This is a genomic window from Streptomyces sp. NBC_01622, from assembly GCF_045209635.1.
Taxonomy (GTDB): Bacteria; Actinomycetota; Actinomycetes; order Streptomycetales; family Streptomycetaceae; genus Streptomyces.
This window is the reverse complement of the sequence record NZ_CP109293.1, coordinates 3,186,977-3,203,374: the sequence shown is the minus strand read 5'-3', so window position 1 is coordinate 3,203,374 and position 16,398 is coordinate 3,186,977. Positions and strand designations below refer to the sequence as shown.

The window sequence follows — 16,398 nt, the reverse complement described above, 5'->3', positions numbered from 1 at the left end:
ATAGCCCGAAACGGAACTGTCCAAGCGTGCCGCACGTCGCGGGGAACAGGGTCCGGCCGATTCCCCGCCCGACTCGCCTGACGGTTCGTCGGCTACTGCCCCAGCACTCTCCGCAAGTAGTCGTTCTGGAACCGCCGTTCAGGATCAAGCCGGTCCCGCAGCGCCGTGAACTCGCCGAAGCGCGGATAGACCCCGGCGAAGTACTCGGCGTCCCGGGTGTGCACCTTGCCCCAGTGCGGCCGGCCCTCGTGCGCGGTGAGGATGCGCTCGGCGGCGGTGAAGTACGCCTGATACGGCGTGCCTTTGTACATGTGTACGGCGATGTAGGCGCTGTCCCGGCCGGAGGCGGTGGACAGGGCGATGTCGTCCGCGGGAGCGGTGCGCACCTCTACCGGGTAGCTGACCCTGAAGTCGGAACGGTCGACCATCGCCTTGAGCTCCCGCAGCGTGTCCACCAGAGCCGCGCGCGGGACGGCGTACTCCATCTCGACGAACCGCACCCGGCGGGGTGAAGTGAAGACCTTGTAGGGGATGTCCGTGTACGTCCGCGTGGACCAGGCCCGGGTGGAGATCTGCGCGATGGCCGGAATGCTCGCGGGCGCCGCGCGGCCGACCCAGTTGGCCACCTGCCAGAGGCCGTTGGAGACGAACTCGTCCTCGATCCACCCGGCCACCTTGCCCACCGGCTGCTCCGGGCCCGCGCTGCGGTTGTTGCGCTTGGTGTTGGTGCTGCCGGTGTGCGGGAACCAGTAGAACTCGAAGTGCTCGTTCTCTGCCCAGAGTTCGTCGAAGCGTCCGGTGACCTCGTCGAAGGTCATCGGCTCCTCGCGGGCCGTGAGCAGGAAGACGGGCTCCACGGCGAAGGTGATCGCGGTGACGACGCCCAGGGCGCCGAGACCGATCCGGGCCGCCGCGAAGACGTCCGGATTCTCCTTCTCGGAACAGGTGAGCACCGAGCCGTCCGCCGTCACCAGCTCAAGTCCCCTGATCTGGGCGGCTATGGAGGCCGATTCGCGTCCGGTGCCGTGGGTGCCGGTACTGGTCGCCCCGGAGACCGTCTGCTCCATGATGTCGCCCATGTTCGTGAGCGACAGACCCTCGCGCGCGAGAGCCATGTTGAGTCTCTTGAGCGGGGTGCCCGCCTCGACCGTGACCGTCAATGCATCGCGATCAATGTTGCGGATGCCGGTCAACAGTTGAGGCCGGATCAACACACCGTCCGTGGCGGCGATCGATGTGAAGGAGTGCCCGCTGCCGACGGCCTTCACCGTCAGACCGTCCTCACCGGCCCTGCGGATGGCCGCGGCCAGTTCCTCGACGGAGGCGGGCGTGACCTCCCGCGCGGGCCGGGACGCGACCGTCCCGCCCCAGTTACGCCACGTGCCGTTCTTCGCGCTCGCTGTGGTGCCCAACAACGGTGCCTCCCCGACCCGGTGCCGGTCTGCTGAGCCGGCGGTACCCGAGGAAACCGACCGCGACCGCGACGGCTCCGGCGACCACCGGAACCCCGTACCCGGCCCGCGCGTCGGCTGCGTCGATCACCCAGCCGGCGACCGAGGAGCCGAGCGCGACCCCGACCGCCAGGCCGGTACTCACCCAGGTCATGCCTTCGGTGAGCTTCGCGCGAGGTACGTGCTCTTCTATGAGGGACATCGTCGTGATCATCGTGGGTGCGATGGACAGTCCCGCAAGGAACAGCGCCACGGCCAGAAGCGGCAAGTTTCCGACCAGTAGGAGGGGGATCATACTCACGGCCATCGTGCATATGCCCAGCAGCCACCGGCGTTCGGGCGCTCCCCGGAAGCGCCGCAGCCCGAACACGACTCCGGCCACGCAGGACCCCGCCGCGTACAGGGCGAGCACCACACTGGCGCCGCCCTTGTGACCCCGCTCGTCGGCGAACGCCACGGTGACCACGTCGACCGCCCCGAAGATCGCCCCGGTCGCCACGAAGGTGGCCACCAGCACCTGGAGACCGGCCGCCCGCAGCGCCGAGCCGCCGCCCTCGGCGCCCCGCACACGCGGGTGCGGCGCGGGCTCGGTGGCGCGCTGCGCGGTCAGCCAGAAGACGCCGACCGCCAGGAAGCAGGCGGCCAGCAGGGGACCCGCCTCCGGGAACCACACCGTGGACAGCCCGATGGAGATGATCGGCCCGAAGATGAAGCACACCTCGTCCACCACGGACTCGAAGGAGTACGCCGTGTGCAGCTGCGGGGTGCCTCGGTAGACGGCCGCCCAGCGCGCGCGGACCATCGCGCCCAGACTCGGCACCGAGCCGATACCGGCGGCACACACGAACAGCACCCAGTCCGGCCACCCGAAGCGGGCGGCCAGCAGCAGCCCGGCCGCCGCGGCCAGCGCGACGAGCGTCGCCGGACGCAGCACCCGCCGCTGCCCGTATTGGTCGACCCACCGCGAGATCCGCGGCCCGATCGCGGCGGCGGCCAGCGCGATGGTGGCCGACAGCGCGCCCGCGAGCCCGTAGCGCCCGTTGATCTGGGAAACCATCGTGACCACGCCGATGCCCATCATCGACAGGGGCATCCGGCCGAGGAACCCCGCGGCGGAGAAGCCCTTGGAGCCGGGGGCGGCGAAGAGGGCGCGATAGGGGCTGGGCACGGGTGACTCCGGTCGGAAAGGGCGCGGGGCGGCTCGGTAATGAGGAGATGACGGCTCAGTAAGGTGCGAATGCGGCTGATACAGCTTACGAGCAGGTCCGGCCCGATGCACCCGCCCGTGCTGCCCCCGGACTCACCTCCCCGAAAGCCCCGGGCTCGCGGCCCGGCACCCCTCCGTTTCCCGGCTGTCAGTGGCGGGTGGCAGGATCGGACACATGCCAGACGCGCTCGATGCCACTCCCTACGACGCCCTGCTCCTGCTCTCGTTCGGCGGCCCCGAAGGCCCGGACGAGGTGGTTCCGTTCCTGGAGAACGTGACACGCGGGCGAGGCATCCCCAAGGAACGCCTCAAGGAAGTGGGCCGGCACTACTTCCTGTTCGGCGGGATCAGCCCCATCAACGACCAGAACCGCGCCCTCCTGGACGCCCTCCACAAGGATTTCGCGGACCACGGTCTGGACCTGCCGGTCTACTGGGGCAACCGCAACTGGGCCCCGTACCTCACGGACACCCTGCGCGAGATGGTCGCCGACGGCCGCCGCCGCATCCTCGTCCTGGCCACCAGCGCCTACGCCTCGTACTCGGGCTGCCGCCAGTACCGCGAGAACCTCGCCGACTCCCTGGCGACCTTGGAGGCTGAGGGGTTGGAGGTGCCGAAGGTCGACAAACTGCGCCACTACTTCAACCACCCCGGCTTCCTGGAGCCGATGATCGACGGGGTGCTCGAATCCCTCGCCGACCTCCCCGAGGACGTCCGTGACGGGGCCCACCTCGCCTTCTCGACCCACTCCATCCCGACCGCCGCGGCCGACAGCTCCGGCCCGGTCGAGGACCACGGCGACGGCGGGGCGTACGTAGCGCAGCACCTGGACGTGGCCCGGCTGATCGCCGACGCGGTCCGCGAGCGCACCGGCGTCGACCACCCCTGGCAGCTCGTCTACCAGTCCCGCTCCGGAGCCCCGCAGATCCCGTGGCTGGAGCCCGACATCTGCGATCACCTGGAGGAGCGCCACGCGGCAGGCGTCCCCGCAGTCGTCATGGCCCCCATCGGCTTCGTCTCCGACCACATGGAGGTCCTCTACGACCTCGATACGGAGGCCAAGGCCAAGGCCGAGGAACTGGGTCTACCGGTCCGCCGCTCGGCCACCGTCGGCGCCGACCCGCGCTTCGCCGCCGCCGTCCGCGAACTCGCCCTGGAACGCGCCGCCGTGGAGAACGGCGGGCAGGTCACGCCCTGCGCCCTGGGCGCCCTCGGCGCCGGCCACAACCTCTGCCCTGTGGGCTGTTGCCCGGCCCGCGCCCCGCGTCCCGCCGCCGCGGGCGCCGACAGCCCCTACGCATGAGGAGCGCCGTGACCGACCCCCTGCACCAGGAACTGCTGGCACTCGCCCAGGAAGCCGCCCACAAGGCCGGCGCGCTGCTGCGGGACGGCCGCCCGGCCGACCTCGCGGTCGCCGCCACCAAGTCCAGCCCGATCGACGTCGTCACCGAGATGGACATCGCGGCCGAGAAGCTGATCACCGACCTCATCGCCGAACAGCGCCCCGACGACGGCTTCCTGGGCGAGGAGGGCGCCTCCGTCACGGGCACCAGCGGCGTCCGCTGGGTCATCGACCCGCTCGACGGCACGGTCAACTACCTCTACGGACTGCCCACTTGGTCCGTATCCATCGCGGCCGAGCTGGACGGCGAGACCGTCGCCGGGGTCGTCGCGGTCCCGATGCGCGGCGAGACGTTCCACGCGGTGCTCGGCGGCGGGGCGTGGGCCACGGGCGCGTGGGAGGGCGAACGCAGGCTCGCGTGCAGGCCCGCGCCGCCCCTGGAGCAGGCGTTGGTGTCGACCGGCTTCAACTACGTCACCGCGGTCCGGGTCCACCAGGCCGCTGTGGCGCAGAAGTTGATCCCACTGCTGCGGGACATCCGGCGGGGTGGCTCGGCGGCGGTCGACCTTTGCGACGTGGCCGCGGGCCGGCTGGACGGATTCTACGAGCGCGGGTTGAACCCGTGGGACCTCGCAGCGGGTGACCTGATCGCCCGAGAGGCGGGCGCCCTGACGGGTGGACGCCCCGGAGAACGCCCCGCACGGGATCTGGCGATCGCGGGCACCCCGGGAGTCTTCGAACCCCTCCAACGCCTCCTGGAGGACTTCGGCGCCTGGCACGACTGAAGCCCCCCGGGCCGAACCAGCGGCGAAGGCAGAGGCCAACGGCGAAGGCAGAGGCCAACGGCAAGGGCCCACCAAGCCGCACTGTCCCCACGCGCCGGCCCCGAGGGAGCCGAAGGGGCGCGCCGGTGTCGAGAGGCCCAGCGCGCGGAGGCGCGCAGCGCCGAGCACGGTGGGCCTCTCGACACCGGCTCAAGGCGCCCCGCAGGCGACCGAGCAAAAGAGGCGCGCGCGACGGCGCCTTCCCAACCCCGGCCCAGCTGCCCCGAAGGCGAAAGAGCGAAAAGCAGCAGGCCCCCGGCGCTGGATTCGCCGGGGGCCCGCCTTTCTGCTGTTTGCGCTGATCAGACGCTCGTCGCGCTGACCTCCACACCGTGGTCGGCGGCCAGGCGGCGCAGGTCGTCCAACTCGGCCTGTTCCACCTCGACGAGGAAGTCGTCGCCCTCGTCGCGAGCCCGCGTCAGGTCGGTCTCGGTCGCCCTTATGCGCTGCAGAAGTCCTGCGGTGAATGCGTCCATGCTGCGCCCCCTCGTCCTGGGTCGTGGGTCGGGTGGCACGGGGGTGTGCCGTTCGGAAGGGGCGATCACGTCTGCGGATGCGGGTGCCCAGCGCTGCCCTGGCTGGGCGGCGACGGTGCCGGACACCCACGCCCGCTCTGCGGAAGCGTTGGACGTACCACAAGGTGGCTTGCCACATGCAGAGCGTGATCGCGGGGTGTAAAGCCGTCCTCCCCGCACTCCCTCCGGTGGAAACCTCAACCCATCGAGAAAATCCCGCATTCCCGGGCCTCACACCTGACCTTCATCTCGCGCCCCGCCGCCTTACAGCCGACTTATGGCCGAAAAGGGCAGGATGGAGGTCACACAGCCACGAAGACCCTGCCCGCGTGCGCCGAGACGCGCTACGCGGGTGGACAGAGGAAGGACAAGCGACGTGCGCGTACTCGTCGTCGAGGACGAGCAGCTGCTCGCCGATGCGGTGGCCACCGGACTGCGCCGGGAGGCCATGGCCGTCGACGTCGTGTACGACGGGGCGGCCGCCCTGGAGCGCATCGGCGTCAACGACTACGACGTGGTCGTCCTCGACCGCGACCTCCCGCTCGTGCACGGCGACGACGTCTGCCGCAAGATCGTCGAGCTCGGCATGCCCACCCGCGTGCTGATGCTCACGGCGTCCGGCGACGTCAGCGACCGCGTCGAGGGCCTGGAGATCGGCGCCGACGACTATCTGCCCAAGCCCTTCGCGTTCAGCGAGCTGACGGCACGCGTGCGTGCCCTCGGCCGCCGTACGAGTGTGCCGCTGCCGCCCGTCCTGGAGCGCGCCGGCATCAAGCTCGACCCGAACCGCCGCGAGGTGTTCCGCGACGGCAAGGAAGTCCAGCTGGCGCCCAAGGAGTTCGCCGTCCTGGAGGTGCTGCTGCGCAGCGAGGGCGCCGTCGTCTCCGCGGAACAGCTCCTGGAGAAGGCCTGGGACGAGAACACGGACCCGTTCACCAACGTCGTGCGCGTCACGGTGATGACCCTGCGCCGCAAGCTGGGTGAGCCCCCGGTCATCGTCACCGTCCCCGGCTCCGGCTACCGGATCTGATCCACAGTGGCGACGACCCCCGCGCCGCCCCAGGCGCCCCCGAAGCCCACGTGGGACCCCAGAAGGCCCGAACCGCCGTTCCCCTGGCTGCGTCCCACCATCCGCATACGGCTCACGCTGCTGTACGGCGGCATGTTCCTGATCGCCGGCATCCTGCTGCTGTCGATCATCTACCTGCTCGCGGCGCACGCGCTGAACGTGGGCAGTGAGCTGCCCTTCAAGGTCATCTCCGGCTCGGTCGGCAGCAGCACCTGCAACTTCCCGTCCGAGCCGTCGGCGACCACGCTCAACAACGCGATGGACCAGTGCGTCAACGAACAGCGCCAGCACGCCCTGGACGACCTGCTCAGCCGCTCGCTGCTGGCCCTGCTCGGCCTCGCGATCATCGCCTTCGCCTTCGGGTACGCGATGGCGGGCCGGGTGCTGTCCCCGCTGGGCCGGATCACCCGGACCGCCCGCGCGGTGGCCGGCTCGGACCTGTCCCGCCGGATCGAACTGGACGGCCCGGACGACGAGCTCAAGGAACTCGCGGACACCTTCGACGAGATGCTGGACCGGCTGCAGCGGGCCTTCACCGCCCAGCAGCGCTTCGTGGGGAACGCGTCGCACGAGCTGCGCACCCCGCTGGCGATCAACCGCACGCTCCTGGAAGTGCACTTGTCCGATCCCGGCGCCCCCGTCGAGCTCCAGCAGCTCGGCAAGACGCTGCTGGCCACCAACGAGCGCAGCGAGCAGCTCGTCGAGGGTCTGCTGCTGCTGGCCCGCAGCGACAACCAGATCGTCGAGCGCAAGCCCGTGGACCTCGCCGAGGTCGCTGAGCAGGCCGTCGACCAGGTGCACGGCGAGGCGGCCGCCAAGGGCGTGGTCATCCGCGGCGAGCGGAAGCCCTCCATCGTCCAGGGCAATGGTGTGCTCCTGGAGCGGATCGCCCTGAACCTGGTGCAGAACGCGGTGCGGTACAACGTGCCCGAGGACGGCTGGGTCGAGGTCACCACCGAGGTGCAGCACGGCCATGCGGTGCTGATCGTCTCGAACACGGGTCCGGTGGTCCCGGCGTACGAGATCGACAACCTCTTCGAGCCCTTCAGACGGCTGCGTACGGAGCGAACGGGCAGCGACAAGGGTGTGGGCCTCGGTCTGTCGATCGCGCGGTCCGTGGCGCGCGCACACGGTGGCCATATCTCGGCCCAGCCGCGTGAGGGGGGTGGGCTCGTGATGCGAGTCGCCCTGCCCATCTGAGATCATGTCGCCGACACACGAGGATGTTCGCTTTGCGCGGAATTTTCTGGCCGCTTCTCCGGCACTCTTGTGTGTGATCGATCACAAGCACGATTTTCGGGGCATCTACTCTCCGTGATCATGCACCCTGTCGGAAAGCCGGGAAAATCCGGGTTTTCAGGGGTCTTGATCACGGGAAGTACACGGTGAGGTGCCTTTGAAGAGCGGCATTGGGACCGTGTACGGTCCCCTTCGCCATCCAAGCCGATCACTCTTGAGGGGTCCGGTTGGGTGTCGATTGAGTAACAGACCTTGATGTGAGGCAAAATCTCCGCCTCAGGTCGGGCACAAGTCCGGCCTCTCACGCGTTACGTGCGCTGGAGACACCGCAGACACCCAGAGGGGGAGAGCGCGACATGGCAACGGATTACGACACCCCACGCAAGACCGACGACGACGTCGACTCGGACAGCCTTGAAGAGCTCAAGGCGCGTAGGAACGACAAGTCGACTTCCGCAGTGGACGTCGACGAGTTTGAGGCGGCCGAGGGCCTCGAACTGCCCGGAGCGGACCTCTCGAACGAGGAGCTGGCCGTCCGGGTGCTGCCCAAGCAGCAGGACGAGTTCACTTGCATGAGCTGCTTCCTGGTGCACCACCGCAGCCAGCTGGCCCGCGAGAAGAACGGCCAGCCGATCTGCCGCGACTGCGACTGAGGAGGGGTCGGCCGTGACTGGCTCGACCCCACCCTGGAAGCGCCGCTCCCTCAAGCCGGGGGCGGACGAAGGGCCGGCCGACGGCCCTCATGGCGCGCGTGACGACGAGCGGGGCTCATCCGAACAGGGATCAGCCTCGCTCGAACCGGCGGGCGACCGGGCTGACCTTCCGGTGCCGTCGGACGTTCCCGCAGCCGCCCCCGTCGCCAGACGACGGGCGGCGGTGATCCGGGACAAGACCAGGGAAGGCGTCCGTAAGGGCGGCAGCCGGGCCAAGGCGGGCCTGGCGTACCTCGCCGACCGAATCATCGACATCGCCCCGCGGATCCCCGTACGGGACCTTGAGGCGCTCCGGCGGCAGTTCCCGGGCCTCGGGCCCGAGCAGCTCGCCGACAAACTGGTGGCGGGCGCGGCGAACGCGACGTCGACCGTCGGCGCGGGCATCGGTGCCGCGGCGATGCTGCCGGTACCGCCCGCGATGCCCACCGAACTGGCCGCCGAGATCACCGGCGTCGCCGCGATCGAGCTGAAGCTGATCGCCGAGCTGTACGAGGTCTACGGCGTCCGTCCGCCCGGCGACCTGAGGCAGCGCAGCACCGCGTATCTGAACTCCTGGTCCGGGGAGCGCGGTATCGACGTGACCAAACCGTCGACCATGAGCGCCGCGCTGAACGGCCACATGAAGCGCGAACTGCGCCAGCAGATCATGAAACGCATGGTCCGCGACCTGCCGAATCTGATGCCCTTCATGGTCGGCGCCGCCGTCGGGGCGGCCATGAACCGCCGGGACACCAAGAAGCTCGCCGAGCGCATCCGCAAGGACCTGCGCAAGGCCCAGGTGCCCTGGGACGCGCTGCCCGAACTCCCGCCCCTGGAGACCCCGCCGGACCCGCTCAGGATGGGCGAGATCCCCAAGGAACTCGGTCGCTAGGGGCCGGCCCTAGGCGGCTGCCGCCTGCGCCGCCTTCAGGGCCTCCGCCAGCCGCTCCGGCTCGCGCGTCGACAGGTACAGGTACGGCGTCGGGTCGGCCGGGTCGGTGACCTCCACGCGCAGTGCCGTGGGGATGTAGGAGCGCAGCAGCAGGAAGGCGCGGGTGTCGGCCTTGTGGGTGCGCCAGGCGCGCGCCTCCTCCGGGTCCAGGATCTCCGCCTCGCCCAGGGCCGTCACCGGGATCTTCGCCTCGCCGGCGATCAGCGAGTCGCCCACGATCCGGATGCGGAGCGAGCCGTAGGAGCTGGCCGTGACCGCGGCGAACGCGGTGCCGCCGACCAGGCCGCCGAGCAGCGGCAGGGTGCCGAAGGGCAGCAGGATCAGGGCGAAGGAGACGCCCACCAGGAACGAGATGAACCACCACGAACGGGGGGCGGTGAGGCGCTCGTCGTAGGGGGAGGCGGAAAGCTGCATGAAGCCAAGCTTGGCACGGTGTCGGGAACCCACCGACGCGCGGGTAAGGTCTGCGGCTGTGAGTGGTACTTCTCCAGCTCTTAGGCCTCCGTACGACGCCGTGAAACCGGTGCGGCACCCTGACGCGCCCGCGCCCGGTGAGTTGCTGGGTGCCCACTACGAACAGTGTTTCGGGTGTGGCGGCGACCAGCCGCACGGGCTGCATCTGGCGGCACGGGCCGGCGAGGGCGTGACCATCACCGCCGAGTTCACCGTGCGGGCCGCCCACCAGGGCGCCCCGGGCCTCGCGCACGGCGGAGCCCTCGCCAGCGCGCTGGACGAGACCCTCGGCTCGCTGAACTGGCTGCTGCGGACGATCGCGGTGACCGGCCGGCTGGAGACCGACTTCGTGCGGCCCGTGCCCGTGGACACCGTGCTGTACCTGGAGGCCGAGGTGACGGCCGTGGCCGGCCGGAAGATCTACTCGACCGCCACGGGACGCATCGGCGCTCCCGACGGGCCGGTCGCCGTGCGCGCCGACGCCCTCTTCATCGAGGTGAAGGTCGACCACTTCATCGAAAACGGCCGCCCGCAGGAGATCCGGGCCGCCATGGACGACCCGGACCAGGTCCGGCGTACCCGTGCCTTCGAGGTGAACCCGTGAGCAGTGGCCGTAGTCCCCTGGACGTACTGATCCGGCGCGTCGACCCCGACGTACCGCTTCCGTCGTACGAGCATCCGGGTGACGCGGGCGCGGATCTGCGGACCACCGAGGGCCGGGAACTGAAGCCGGGTGAACGGGCCGTACTGCCCACGGGGGTGTCTATCGCTCTCCCCGAGGGGTACGCGGCCTTCGTGCACCCCCGTTCGGGGCTCGCCGCCCGCTGCGGTGTCGCCCTAGTGAATGCCCCGGGGACGGTTGATGCCGGGTACCGTGGGGAGATCAAGGTGATCGTGGTGAATCTCGACCCGTACGAGTCAGTACGGTTCGAGCGCTTCGACCGGATCGCCCAGCTGGTCGTCCAGCAGATCGAGAGGGTCCGCTTCCAGGAGGTCGCGGAACTTCCCGATTCGGCGCGGGCCGAGGGGGGCTTCGGGTCCACCGGCGGTCATGCCGCCGTGGGCGGCACCACGGGTGGGAATCGATACGCTTCGGTCGTATCCGACCGGGAAGGACAGTGACGTGTTCGGACGTCGCAAGAAGGGCACTGCCGCCGAGGACGCGGCGAGCGAGGCCGAGCAGGTCGTCGACGACGTCGACACTGAGGCGGACGCGGTGGAGCGCGTGAGGCTCGAACCGGAGCCCCGCCCCGACGGACCCTGGGACGACTCGGAGGTCGGCGACCCCGCCGAGGGCCGGGTGGACCTGGGCGGTCTGTTCGTGCCGGGAGTCGACGGCATGGAGCTGCGGGTCGAGGTCGCGGGTGACGCGATCGTCGCCGCCACCGTGGTCCTCAAGGACAGTGCCATCCAGTTGCAGGCCTTCGCCGCCCCCAAGCGCGAGGGCATCTGGGGTGAGGTCCGCGAGGAGATCGCCAGCGGCATCACCCAGCAGGGCGGCATCGTCGACGAGGTCGAAGGCCCGCTGGGCTGGGAGCTGCGCGCGCAGGTTCCGGTGCAGCTGCCGGACGGCACGGGCGGTTTCCAGGTGGTGCGGTTCGTCGGTGTGGACGGTTCGCGCTGGTTCCTGCGCGGGGTGATCTCCGGGCAGGGCGCGGTGCAGCCGCAGGCGGCCGGTCTGCTGGAGCAGATCTTCCGGGACACGGTGATCGTGCGCGGCGAGGGCCCGATGGCGCCCCGCGACCCGATCGTCCTGAAGCTGCCGAACGACGCCCAGATGGTTCCCGAGGGCGTCCAGCAGGAGGAGGCGGGTTCCCGCTTCTCCGGCGGCATGGGCCAGTTGCAGCGCGGACCGGAGATCACCGAGGTCCGCTGACCGGAACAGACAGACACGAAAGGGTCGTACCCCTCCGGGGGTGCGGCCCTTCGTCGTGCGCGCACTCTTGACGGCGTATTGGTCTGTACCTATGGTCTCGGCTCAACGCCCACGTTCATCAGGGTGCTCTTTGTTCATATACGAGAACGGAGTCACCGTGCGCCGCGCTGCCCTGCTCTCCGTCGTCACCGCACTCGTCCTGGGCTTCTTCGCACAGCCCGGCCCCACCGCCGAGGCGGCCCCCGCCACCTTCGTCCATCCCGGAGTCGACGTCTCCAAAAGCCAGCTGGACTTCGCCCGCACCGAGGTCCTCGCCGGCGCCCAGCCCTGGAAGGGCGCCTACGACCAGATGATGGCGAGCTCCTACGCCAGTCTGAGCCGGACCCCGAAGCCCAGAGCCGTCGTCGAGTGCGGCTCGTACTCCAACCCCAACTACGGCTGCACCGACGAACGCGAGGACGCGATAGCGGCCTACACCGACGCGCTCGCCTGGTACATCACCAAGGACGCGCGCTACGCCCAGAAGGCCATCGAGATCATGGACGCCTGGTCGGCCACGATCACCAGCCACACCAACAGCAACGCGCCCCTGCAGACCGGCTGGGCCGGCTCCTCCTGGCCCAAGGCCGCCGAGATCATCAAGTACACGTACACCGGGACCTGGACCAACTCGGCCCGCTTCGCGACCATGCTCCGCAACGTCTACCTGCCCGAGATCATCAACGGCTCCAATTCCAACGGGAACTGGGAGCTGACGATGATGGACGCGGCGATCGGCATCTCCGTCTTCCTGGAGGACAGGACGTCGTACGACAAGGCCATGGCGATCTTCCGGACGCGCACGGCCGCGTACATCTACCTCGCCTCGGACGGTTCCGTACCGAAGACCGTGCCGAGCCAGAACCTCAACACCACCGCGAAGATCGTCGCCTACTGGCAGGGCCAGTCGACCTTCGTCACCGGGCTCACCCAGGAGACGTGCCGCGACTTCACGCACACCGGGTACGGCCTCTCCTCGATCTCGCACGTCGCCGAGACCAGCCGGATCCAGGGCACCGATCTCTACGGCACCGACGTCGGCGAGCGGCTGCGGCAGGCGCTCGGGTTCCAGTCCAAGTACCAGCTGGGGGAGGCCGTCCCGAGCTGGCTGTGCGGCGGGTCGCTGACCCTCGGGCTCGGACCGGTCACCGAGGTCGGCTACAACGCGCTGCACAACCGCCTGGGTATCGCCATGAGGAACACCCAGACGCTCACCCTCAACAACCGCCCGGCCGGCAGCAACAACCTCTTCGTGGCCTGGGAGACCCTCACCCACGGCGACAACCCCAACTGAACAGCCCGGAACCCTGATGCCCGTACGGTGCCGTGCGGGCATCAGGGTTGTGTCAAAGACGTCCCGGACCAGGCTCGCCACCCCTTTTGTCGGACTTATTGGCCGTAAAGTCGACGCTGCGTACACGGGTGTGACGGGAAGACAATGAGGCCATGGGACGCGGCAAGCTTCGGATCTACCTCGGTGCGGCACCGGGCGTCGGCAAGACGTACGCCATGCTGTCCGAGGCCCACCGCAGGGTGGAGCGGGGCACCGACTGCGTGGTCGCCTTCGTGGAGCACCACGGCCGGGCCCGCACCGAGGTGATGCTGCACGGCCTGGAACAGGTCCCGCGCGCGGAGCCGGCCTACCGGGGCACCGTCTTCACCGAGATGGACGTCGACGCCGTACTGCGCCGGGCCCCCGCCGTCGCCCTGGTGGACGAACTCGCCCACACCAACATCCCGGGATCGCGCAACGCCAAGCGCTGGCAGGACATCGAGGAGCTGCTCGCGGCCGGCATCGACGTGGTGTCGACCGTCAACATCCAGCACCTGGAGTCCCTCGGTGACGTCGTCGAGTCGATCACCGGGGTGCGCCAGCAGGAGACCGTGCCGGACGAGGTCGTCCGCCGGGCCGACCAGATAGAGCTTGTCGATATGTCGCCACAGGCGCTGCGGCGGCGGATGGCACACGGCAACATCTACCAGCCCGACAAGGTCGACGCGGCCCTCTCCAACTACTTCCGCCCCGGCAACCTCACCGCCCTGCGGGAGCTGGCCCTGCTGTGGGTGGCCGACCGGGTCGACGAGTACCTCCAGGAGTACCGCAGCGAGCACCAGGTCTCGGCGATCTGGGGCTCCCGTGAGCGGATCGTCGTAGGACTGACCGGCGGGCCGGAAGGGCGGACGCTGATACGGCGGGCCGCGCGGCTCGCCGAGAAGGGGGCCGGCGGCGAGGTGCTGGCCGTCTACATCTCCCGCAGCGACGGCCTGACCTCCGCCTCCCCGAAGGAACTGGCCCAGCAGCGCACCCTGATCGAGGACCTCGGCGGCACCTTCCACCACGTCGTCGGCGACGACATCCCGGCCGCGCTGCTCGACTTCGCGCGCGGGGTCAACGCCACCCAGATCGTCCTGGGCTCCTCGCGCCGCAAGACCTGGCAGTACGTCTTCGGGCCCGGCGTCGGCGCCACGGTCGCCTGCGAGTCCGGTCCCGACCTGGACGTCCACATCGTCACCCACGGAGAGGTCGCCAAGGGGCGCGGACTGCCGGTGGCCCGGGGTGCGCGGCTCGGCCGGGCCCGGATCGTCTCGGGGTGGGTGGTCGGTGTCGTCGGGCCGGTGGGCCTCGCGCTGCTGCTCAACGCGATCCATCTCGGGCTCGCCAACGACATGCTGCTCTTCCTGTCCCTGACCGTCGCGGCGGCGCTGCTCGGCGGGCTGCTGCCGGCGCTGGTCTCGGCGGCCCTCGGGTCGTTCCTGCTGAACTACTACTACACGCCCCCGCTGCACCGGCTGACCGTCGCCGACCCCAAGAACATCGTCGCCATCGCGATCTTCGTCGGGGTCGCCGTGTCCGTGGCCTCCGTCGTCGACCTCGCCGCACGGCGCACCCAGCAGGCCGCCAGACTGCGCGCCGAGTCCGAGATCCTGTCCTTCCTCGCGGGCAGCGTGCTGCGCGGCGAGACCAGCCTCGAAGCGCTCCTGGAGCGGGTCCGGGAGACCTTCGGCATGGAGTCCGTTGCGCTGCTGGAACGCAAGAGCGACGTCGACCCCTGGACCTGCGCGGGCCGGGTCGGCGTCGGGGTGCCGCTGGAGCGGCCCGAGGACGGCGATGTGGACATGCCGGTCGGCGACCACATGGCCCTCGCGCTGACCGGCCGGGTGCTGCCCGCCTCCGACCGCCGGGTGCTCGCCGCCTTCGCCGCGCAGGCAGCCGTCGTACTGGACCGCAGACGCCTGCGCGAGGAGGCCGACCGGGCCCGCGCGCTCGCCGAGGGCAACCGCATCCGTACGGCCCTCCTGGCGGCCGTGAGCCACGATCTGCGGACCCCGCTGGCCGGCATCAAGGCGGCCGTCTCCTCCCTGCGCTCCGACGACGTGGCGTGGTCCGAGGAGGACCGGGCCGAGCTGCTGGAGGGCATCGAGGACGGCGCCGACCGGCTCGACCACCTCGTGGGCAACCTCCTCGACATGTCCCGCCTGCAGACCGGCACGGTCACGCCGATCGTCCGGGAGATCGACCTCGACGAGGTGGTGCCCATGGCGCTGGTCGGGGTCCCCGAGGGCAGCGCGGAACTCGACATCCCGGAGACGCTGCCCATGGTCGCCGTGGACCCGGGGCTCCTGGAGCGGGCGGTCGCCAACCTCGTCGAGAACGCGGTCAAGTACAGCCCGCCGGACAGACCCGTCCTGGTCTCCGCCAGCGCCATCGCAGACCGGGTGGAGGTACGGGTGGTCGACCGGGGCCCCGGAGTCCCGGACGAGGCCAAGGAACGCATCTTCGAGCCCTTCCAGCGCTACGGCGACGCCCCGCGCGGTGCCGGAGTGGGGCTCGGCCTCGCCGTGGCGCGTGGCTTCACCGAGGCCATGAACGGCACCCTGAACGCCGAGGACACGCCCGGCGGCGGCCTCACCATGGTCCTCACGCTCCGCGCGGCCAGGCCACTGGAGCTCGCGCCGGAGGACAGTGCCGTAGCAGACGTGCGTGACGTGAAAGACGTACAACCGGAAAGGCAGGTCTCATGACCAGGGTCCTCGTGGTCGAGGATGAGCCGCAGATCGTGCGGGCCCTCGTGATCAACCTCAAGGCGCGGAAGTACGAGGTCGACGCGGCGGCCGACGGGAAGACCGCGCTCGACCTCGCCGCCTCCCGCCACCCCGACGTGGTCGTCCTCGACCTGGGGCTGCCCGACATGGACGGCGTCGAGGTGATCAAGGGGCTGCGGGGCTGGACCCGGGTGCCGATCCTGGTGCTGTCCGCCCGGCACTCCTCGGACGAGAAGGTGGAGGCGCTGGACGCGGGCGCCGACGACTACGTCACCAAGCCCTTCGGCATGGACGAGCTGCTGGCCCGGCTGCGGGCCGCCGTGCGCCGGGCCGAGCCCACCGGGGGCGGCGAGGACGACGTCCTGGTGGAGACCGAGGAGTTCACCGTCGACCTGGCCGCGAAGAAGGTCCAGCGGGACGGGAAGGACGTACGGCTGACCCCCACGGAGTGGCATCTGCTGGAGGTGCTGGTGCGCAACACCGGGCGGCTGGTCAGCCAGAAACAGCTGTTGCAGGAGGTGTGGGGGCCGTCCTACGGGACCGAGACGAACTACCTCCGCGTCTACATGGCACAGCTGCGGCGCAAGCTGGAGACAGACCCCGCGCACCCGAAGCACTTCATCACGGAGCCCGGGATGGGCTACCGGTTCGAGCGCTGACGACGCGGGTACGTTGCTGTCGGTGGACCCCGGTAC

General features: G+C 70.1%; 16 protein-coding genes. 12 read left to right on the top strand and 4 right to left on the bottom strand.

Annotated features, from left to right (window positions below; genetic code table 11):
* Nucleotides 1-92: 92 nt before the first annotated feature.
* On the bottom strand, nt 93-1,412 hold the full coding sequence (locus OH768_RS14255; protein ID WP_406453620.1) for a D-arabinono-1,4-lactone oxidase: 1,320 nt from the start codon (nt 1,410-1,412) through the stop codon (nt 93-95).
* Entirely contained in the window at nt 1,372-2,619 is a 1,248-nt protein-coding gene (locus OH768_RS14250) for an MFS transporter (protein ID WP_406453618.1), read from the bottom strand. The genes OH768_RS14255 and OH768_RS14250 overlap by 41 nt, the downstream gene beginning before the upstream one ends.
* A 214-nt stretch (nt 2,620-2,833) precedes the next feature.
* Between OH768_RS14250 and OH768_RS14245 the strand changes: the two genes are divergently transcribed.
* Both OH768_RS14245 and OH768_RS14240 read left to right on the top strand, forming a co-directional pair.
* Entirely contained in the window at nt 2,834-3,961 is a 1,128-nt protein-coding gene (locus OH768_RS14245; protein ID WP_406453616.1) for a ferrochelatase, read from the top strand.
* Nucleotides 3,962-3,969: 8 nt separating this feature from the next.
* Nucleotides 3,970-4,785, top strand: coding sequence for an inositol monophosphatase family protein (locus OH768_RS14240; protein ID WP_406453614.1), 816 nt, complete (start codon nt 3,970-3,972; stop codon nt 4,783-4,785).
* A gap of 341 nt (nt 4,786-5,126) precedes the next feature.
* Here the strand turns inward: OH768_RS14240 and OH768_RS14235 are convergent, their stop codons facing one another.
* Nucleotides 5,127-5,300, bottom strand: coding sequence for a hypothetical protein (locus tag OH768_RS14235; protein ID WP_019072956.1), 174 nt, complete (start codon nt 5,298-5,300; stop codon nt 5,127-5,129).
* Nucleotides 5,301-5,715: 415 nt separating this feature from the next.
* Here OH768_RS14235 and OH768_RS14230 point away from each other — a divergent pair, with 415 nt between their 5' ends.
* The 4 genes from OH768_RS14230 (at nt 5,716) to OH768_RS14215 (ending at nt 9,231) form a co-directional block, all read left to right on the top strand.
* A complete protein-coding gene (locus OH768_RS14230) occupies nt 5,716-6,369 on the top strand; it encodes a response regulator transcription factor (protein ID WP_010983842.1) in 654 nt (217 codons plus the stop codon).
* Nucleotides 6,370-6,375: 6 nt separating this feature from the next.
* Entirely contained in the window at nt 6,376-7,608 is a 1,233-nt protein-coding gene (locus OH768_RS14225; RefSeq protein WP_406453612.1) for a sensor histidine kinase, read from the top strand.
* A gap of 395 nt (nt 7,609-8,003) precedes the next feature.
* Complete coding sequence (locus OH768_RS14220; RefSeq protein ID WP_005481602.1) at nt 8,004-8,300, top strand: DUF4193 domain-containing protein; 297 nt, start codon at nt 8,004-8,006, stop codon at nt 8,298-8,300.
* Between the two features lie 13 nt (nt 8,301-8,313).
* Nucleotides 8,314-9,231: a hypothetical protein gene (locus OH768_RS14215; protein WP_406453610.1), complete on the top strand. Its 918-nt coding sequence runs from the start codon at nt 8,314-8,316 to the stop codon at nt 9,229-9,231.
* A 9-nt stretch (nt 9,232-9,240) separates the two neighbouring features.
* Here the strand turns inward: OH768_RS14215 and OH768_RS14210 are convergent, their stop codons facing one another.
* Complete coding sequence (locus OH768_RS14210; RefSeq protein WP_406453608.1) at nt 9,241-9,705, bottom strand: DUF3093 domain-containing protein; 465 nt, start codon at nt 9,703-9,705, stop codon at nt 9,241-9,243.
* 58 nt (nt 9,706-9,763) lie between these two features.
* On the opposite strand from OH768_RS14210, the gene OH768_RS14205 reads away from it, so the two are divergent.
* From OH768_RS14205 to OH768_RS14180, 6 genes are all read left to right on the top strand, one after another.
* Complete coding sequence (locus OH768_RS14205; protein ID WP_406453606.1) at nt 9,764-10,348, top strand: PaaI family thioesterase; 585 nt, start codon at nt 9,764-9,766, stop codon at nt 10,346-10,348.
* Nucleotides 10,345-10,866 (top strand): dUTP diphosphatase, encoded by a 522-nt coding sequence (gene dut, locus OH768_RS14200; protein ID WP_406453604.1) that lies wholly within the window; start codon nt 10,345-10,347, stop codon nt 10,864-10,866. Before OH768_RS14205 ends, dut begins: the two co-directional genes overlap by 4 nt.
* A 1-nt stretch (nt 10,867) precedes the next feature.
* Nucleotides 10,868-11,620 carry a DUF3710 domain-containing protein gene (locus OH768_RS14195; RefSeq protein ID WP_406453602.1) on the top strand — a complete coding sequence of 251 codons (753 nt, stop codon included), beginning with the start codon at nt 10,868-10,870 and terminating at the stop codon, nt 11,618-11,620.
* A 157-nt stretch (nt 11,621-11,777) separates the two neighbouring features.
* Nucleotides 11,778-12,953 (top strand): alginate lyase family protein, encoded by a 1,176-nt coding sequence (locus OH768_RS14190; protein WP_406453600.1) that lies wholly within the window; start codon nt 11,778-11,780, stop codon nt 12,951-12,953.
* A 152-nt stretch (nt 12,954-13,105) separates the two neighbouring features.
* Nucleotides 13,106-15,682 carry an ATP-binding protein gene (locus tag OH768_RS14185; RefSeq protein WP_406453598.1) on the top strand — a complete coding sequence of 859 codons (2,577 nt, stop codon included), beginning with the start codon at nt 13,106-13,108 and terminating at the stop codon, nt 15,680-15,682.
* A complete protein-coding gene (locus OH768_RS14180; protein WP_406453596.1) occupies nt 15,679-16,362 on the top strand; it encodes a response regulator in 684 nt (227 codons plus the stop codon). The genes OH768_RS14185 and OH768_RS14180 overlap by 4 nt, the downstream gene beginning before the upstream one ends.
* The last annotated feature ends 36 nt before the right edge of the window (nt 16,363-16,398 follow it).

What these genes read in the sequence shown, in the direction of transcription:
- OH768_RS14220 (WP_005481602.1), top strand. Translation starts at nt 8,004, where the DNA reads ATGGCAACGGATTACGACACCCCACGCAAGACCGACGACGACGTCGAC.
- OH768_RS14185 (WP_406453598.1), top strand. Translation starts at nt 13,106, where the DNA reads ATGGGACGCGGCAAGCTTCGGATCTACCTCGGTGCGGCACCGGGCGTC.
- OH768_RS14235 (WP_019072956.1), bottom strand. Translation starts at nt 5,300, where the DNA reads ATGGACGCATTCACCGCAGGACTTCTGCAGCGCATAAGGGCGACCGAG.
- OH768_RS14245 (WP_406453616.1), top strand. Translation starts at nt 2,834, where the DNA reads ATGCCAGACGCGCTCGATGCCACTCCCTACGACGCCCTGCTCCTGCTC.
- OH768_RS14180 (WP_406453596.1), top strand. Translation starts at nt 15,679, where the DNA reads ATGACCAGGGTCCTCGTGGTCGAGGATGAGCCGCAGATCGTGCGGGCC.
- OH768_RS14210 (WP_406453608.1), bottom strand. Translation starts at nt 9,705, where the DNA reads ATGCAGCTTTCCGCCTCCCCCTACGACGAGCGCCTCACCGCCCCCCGT.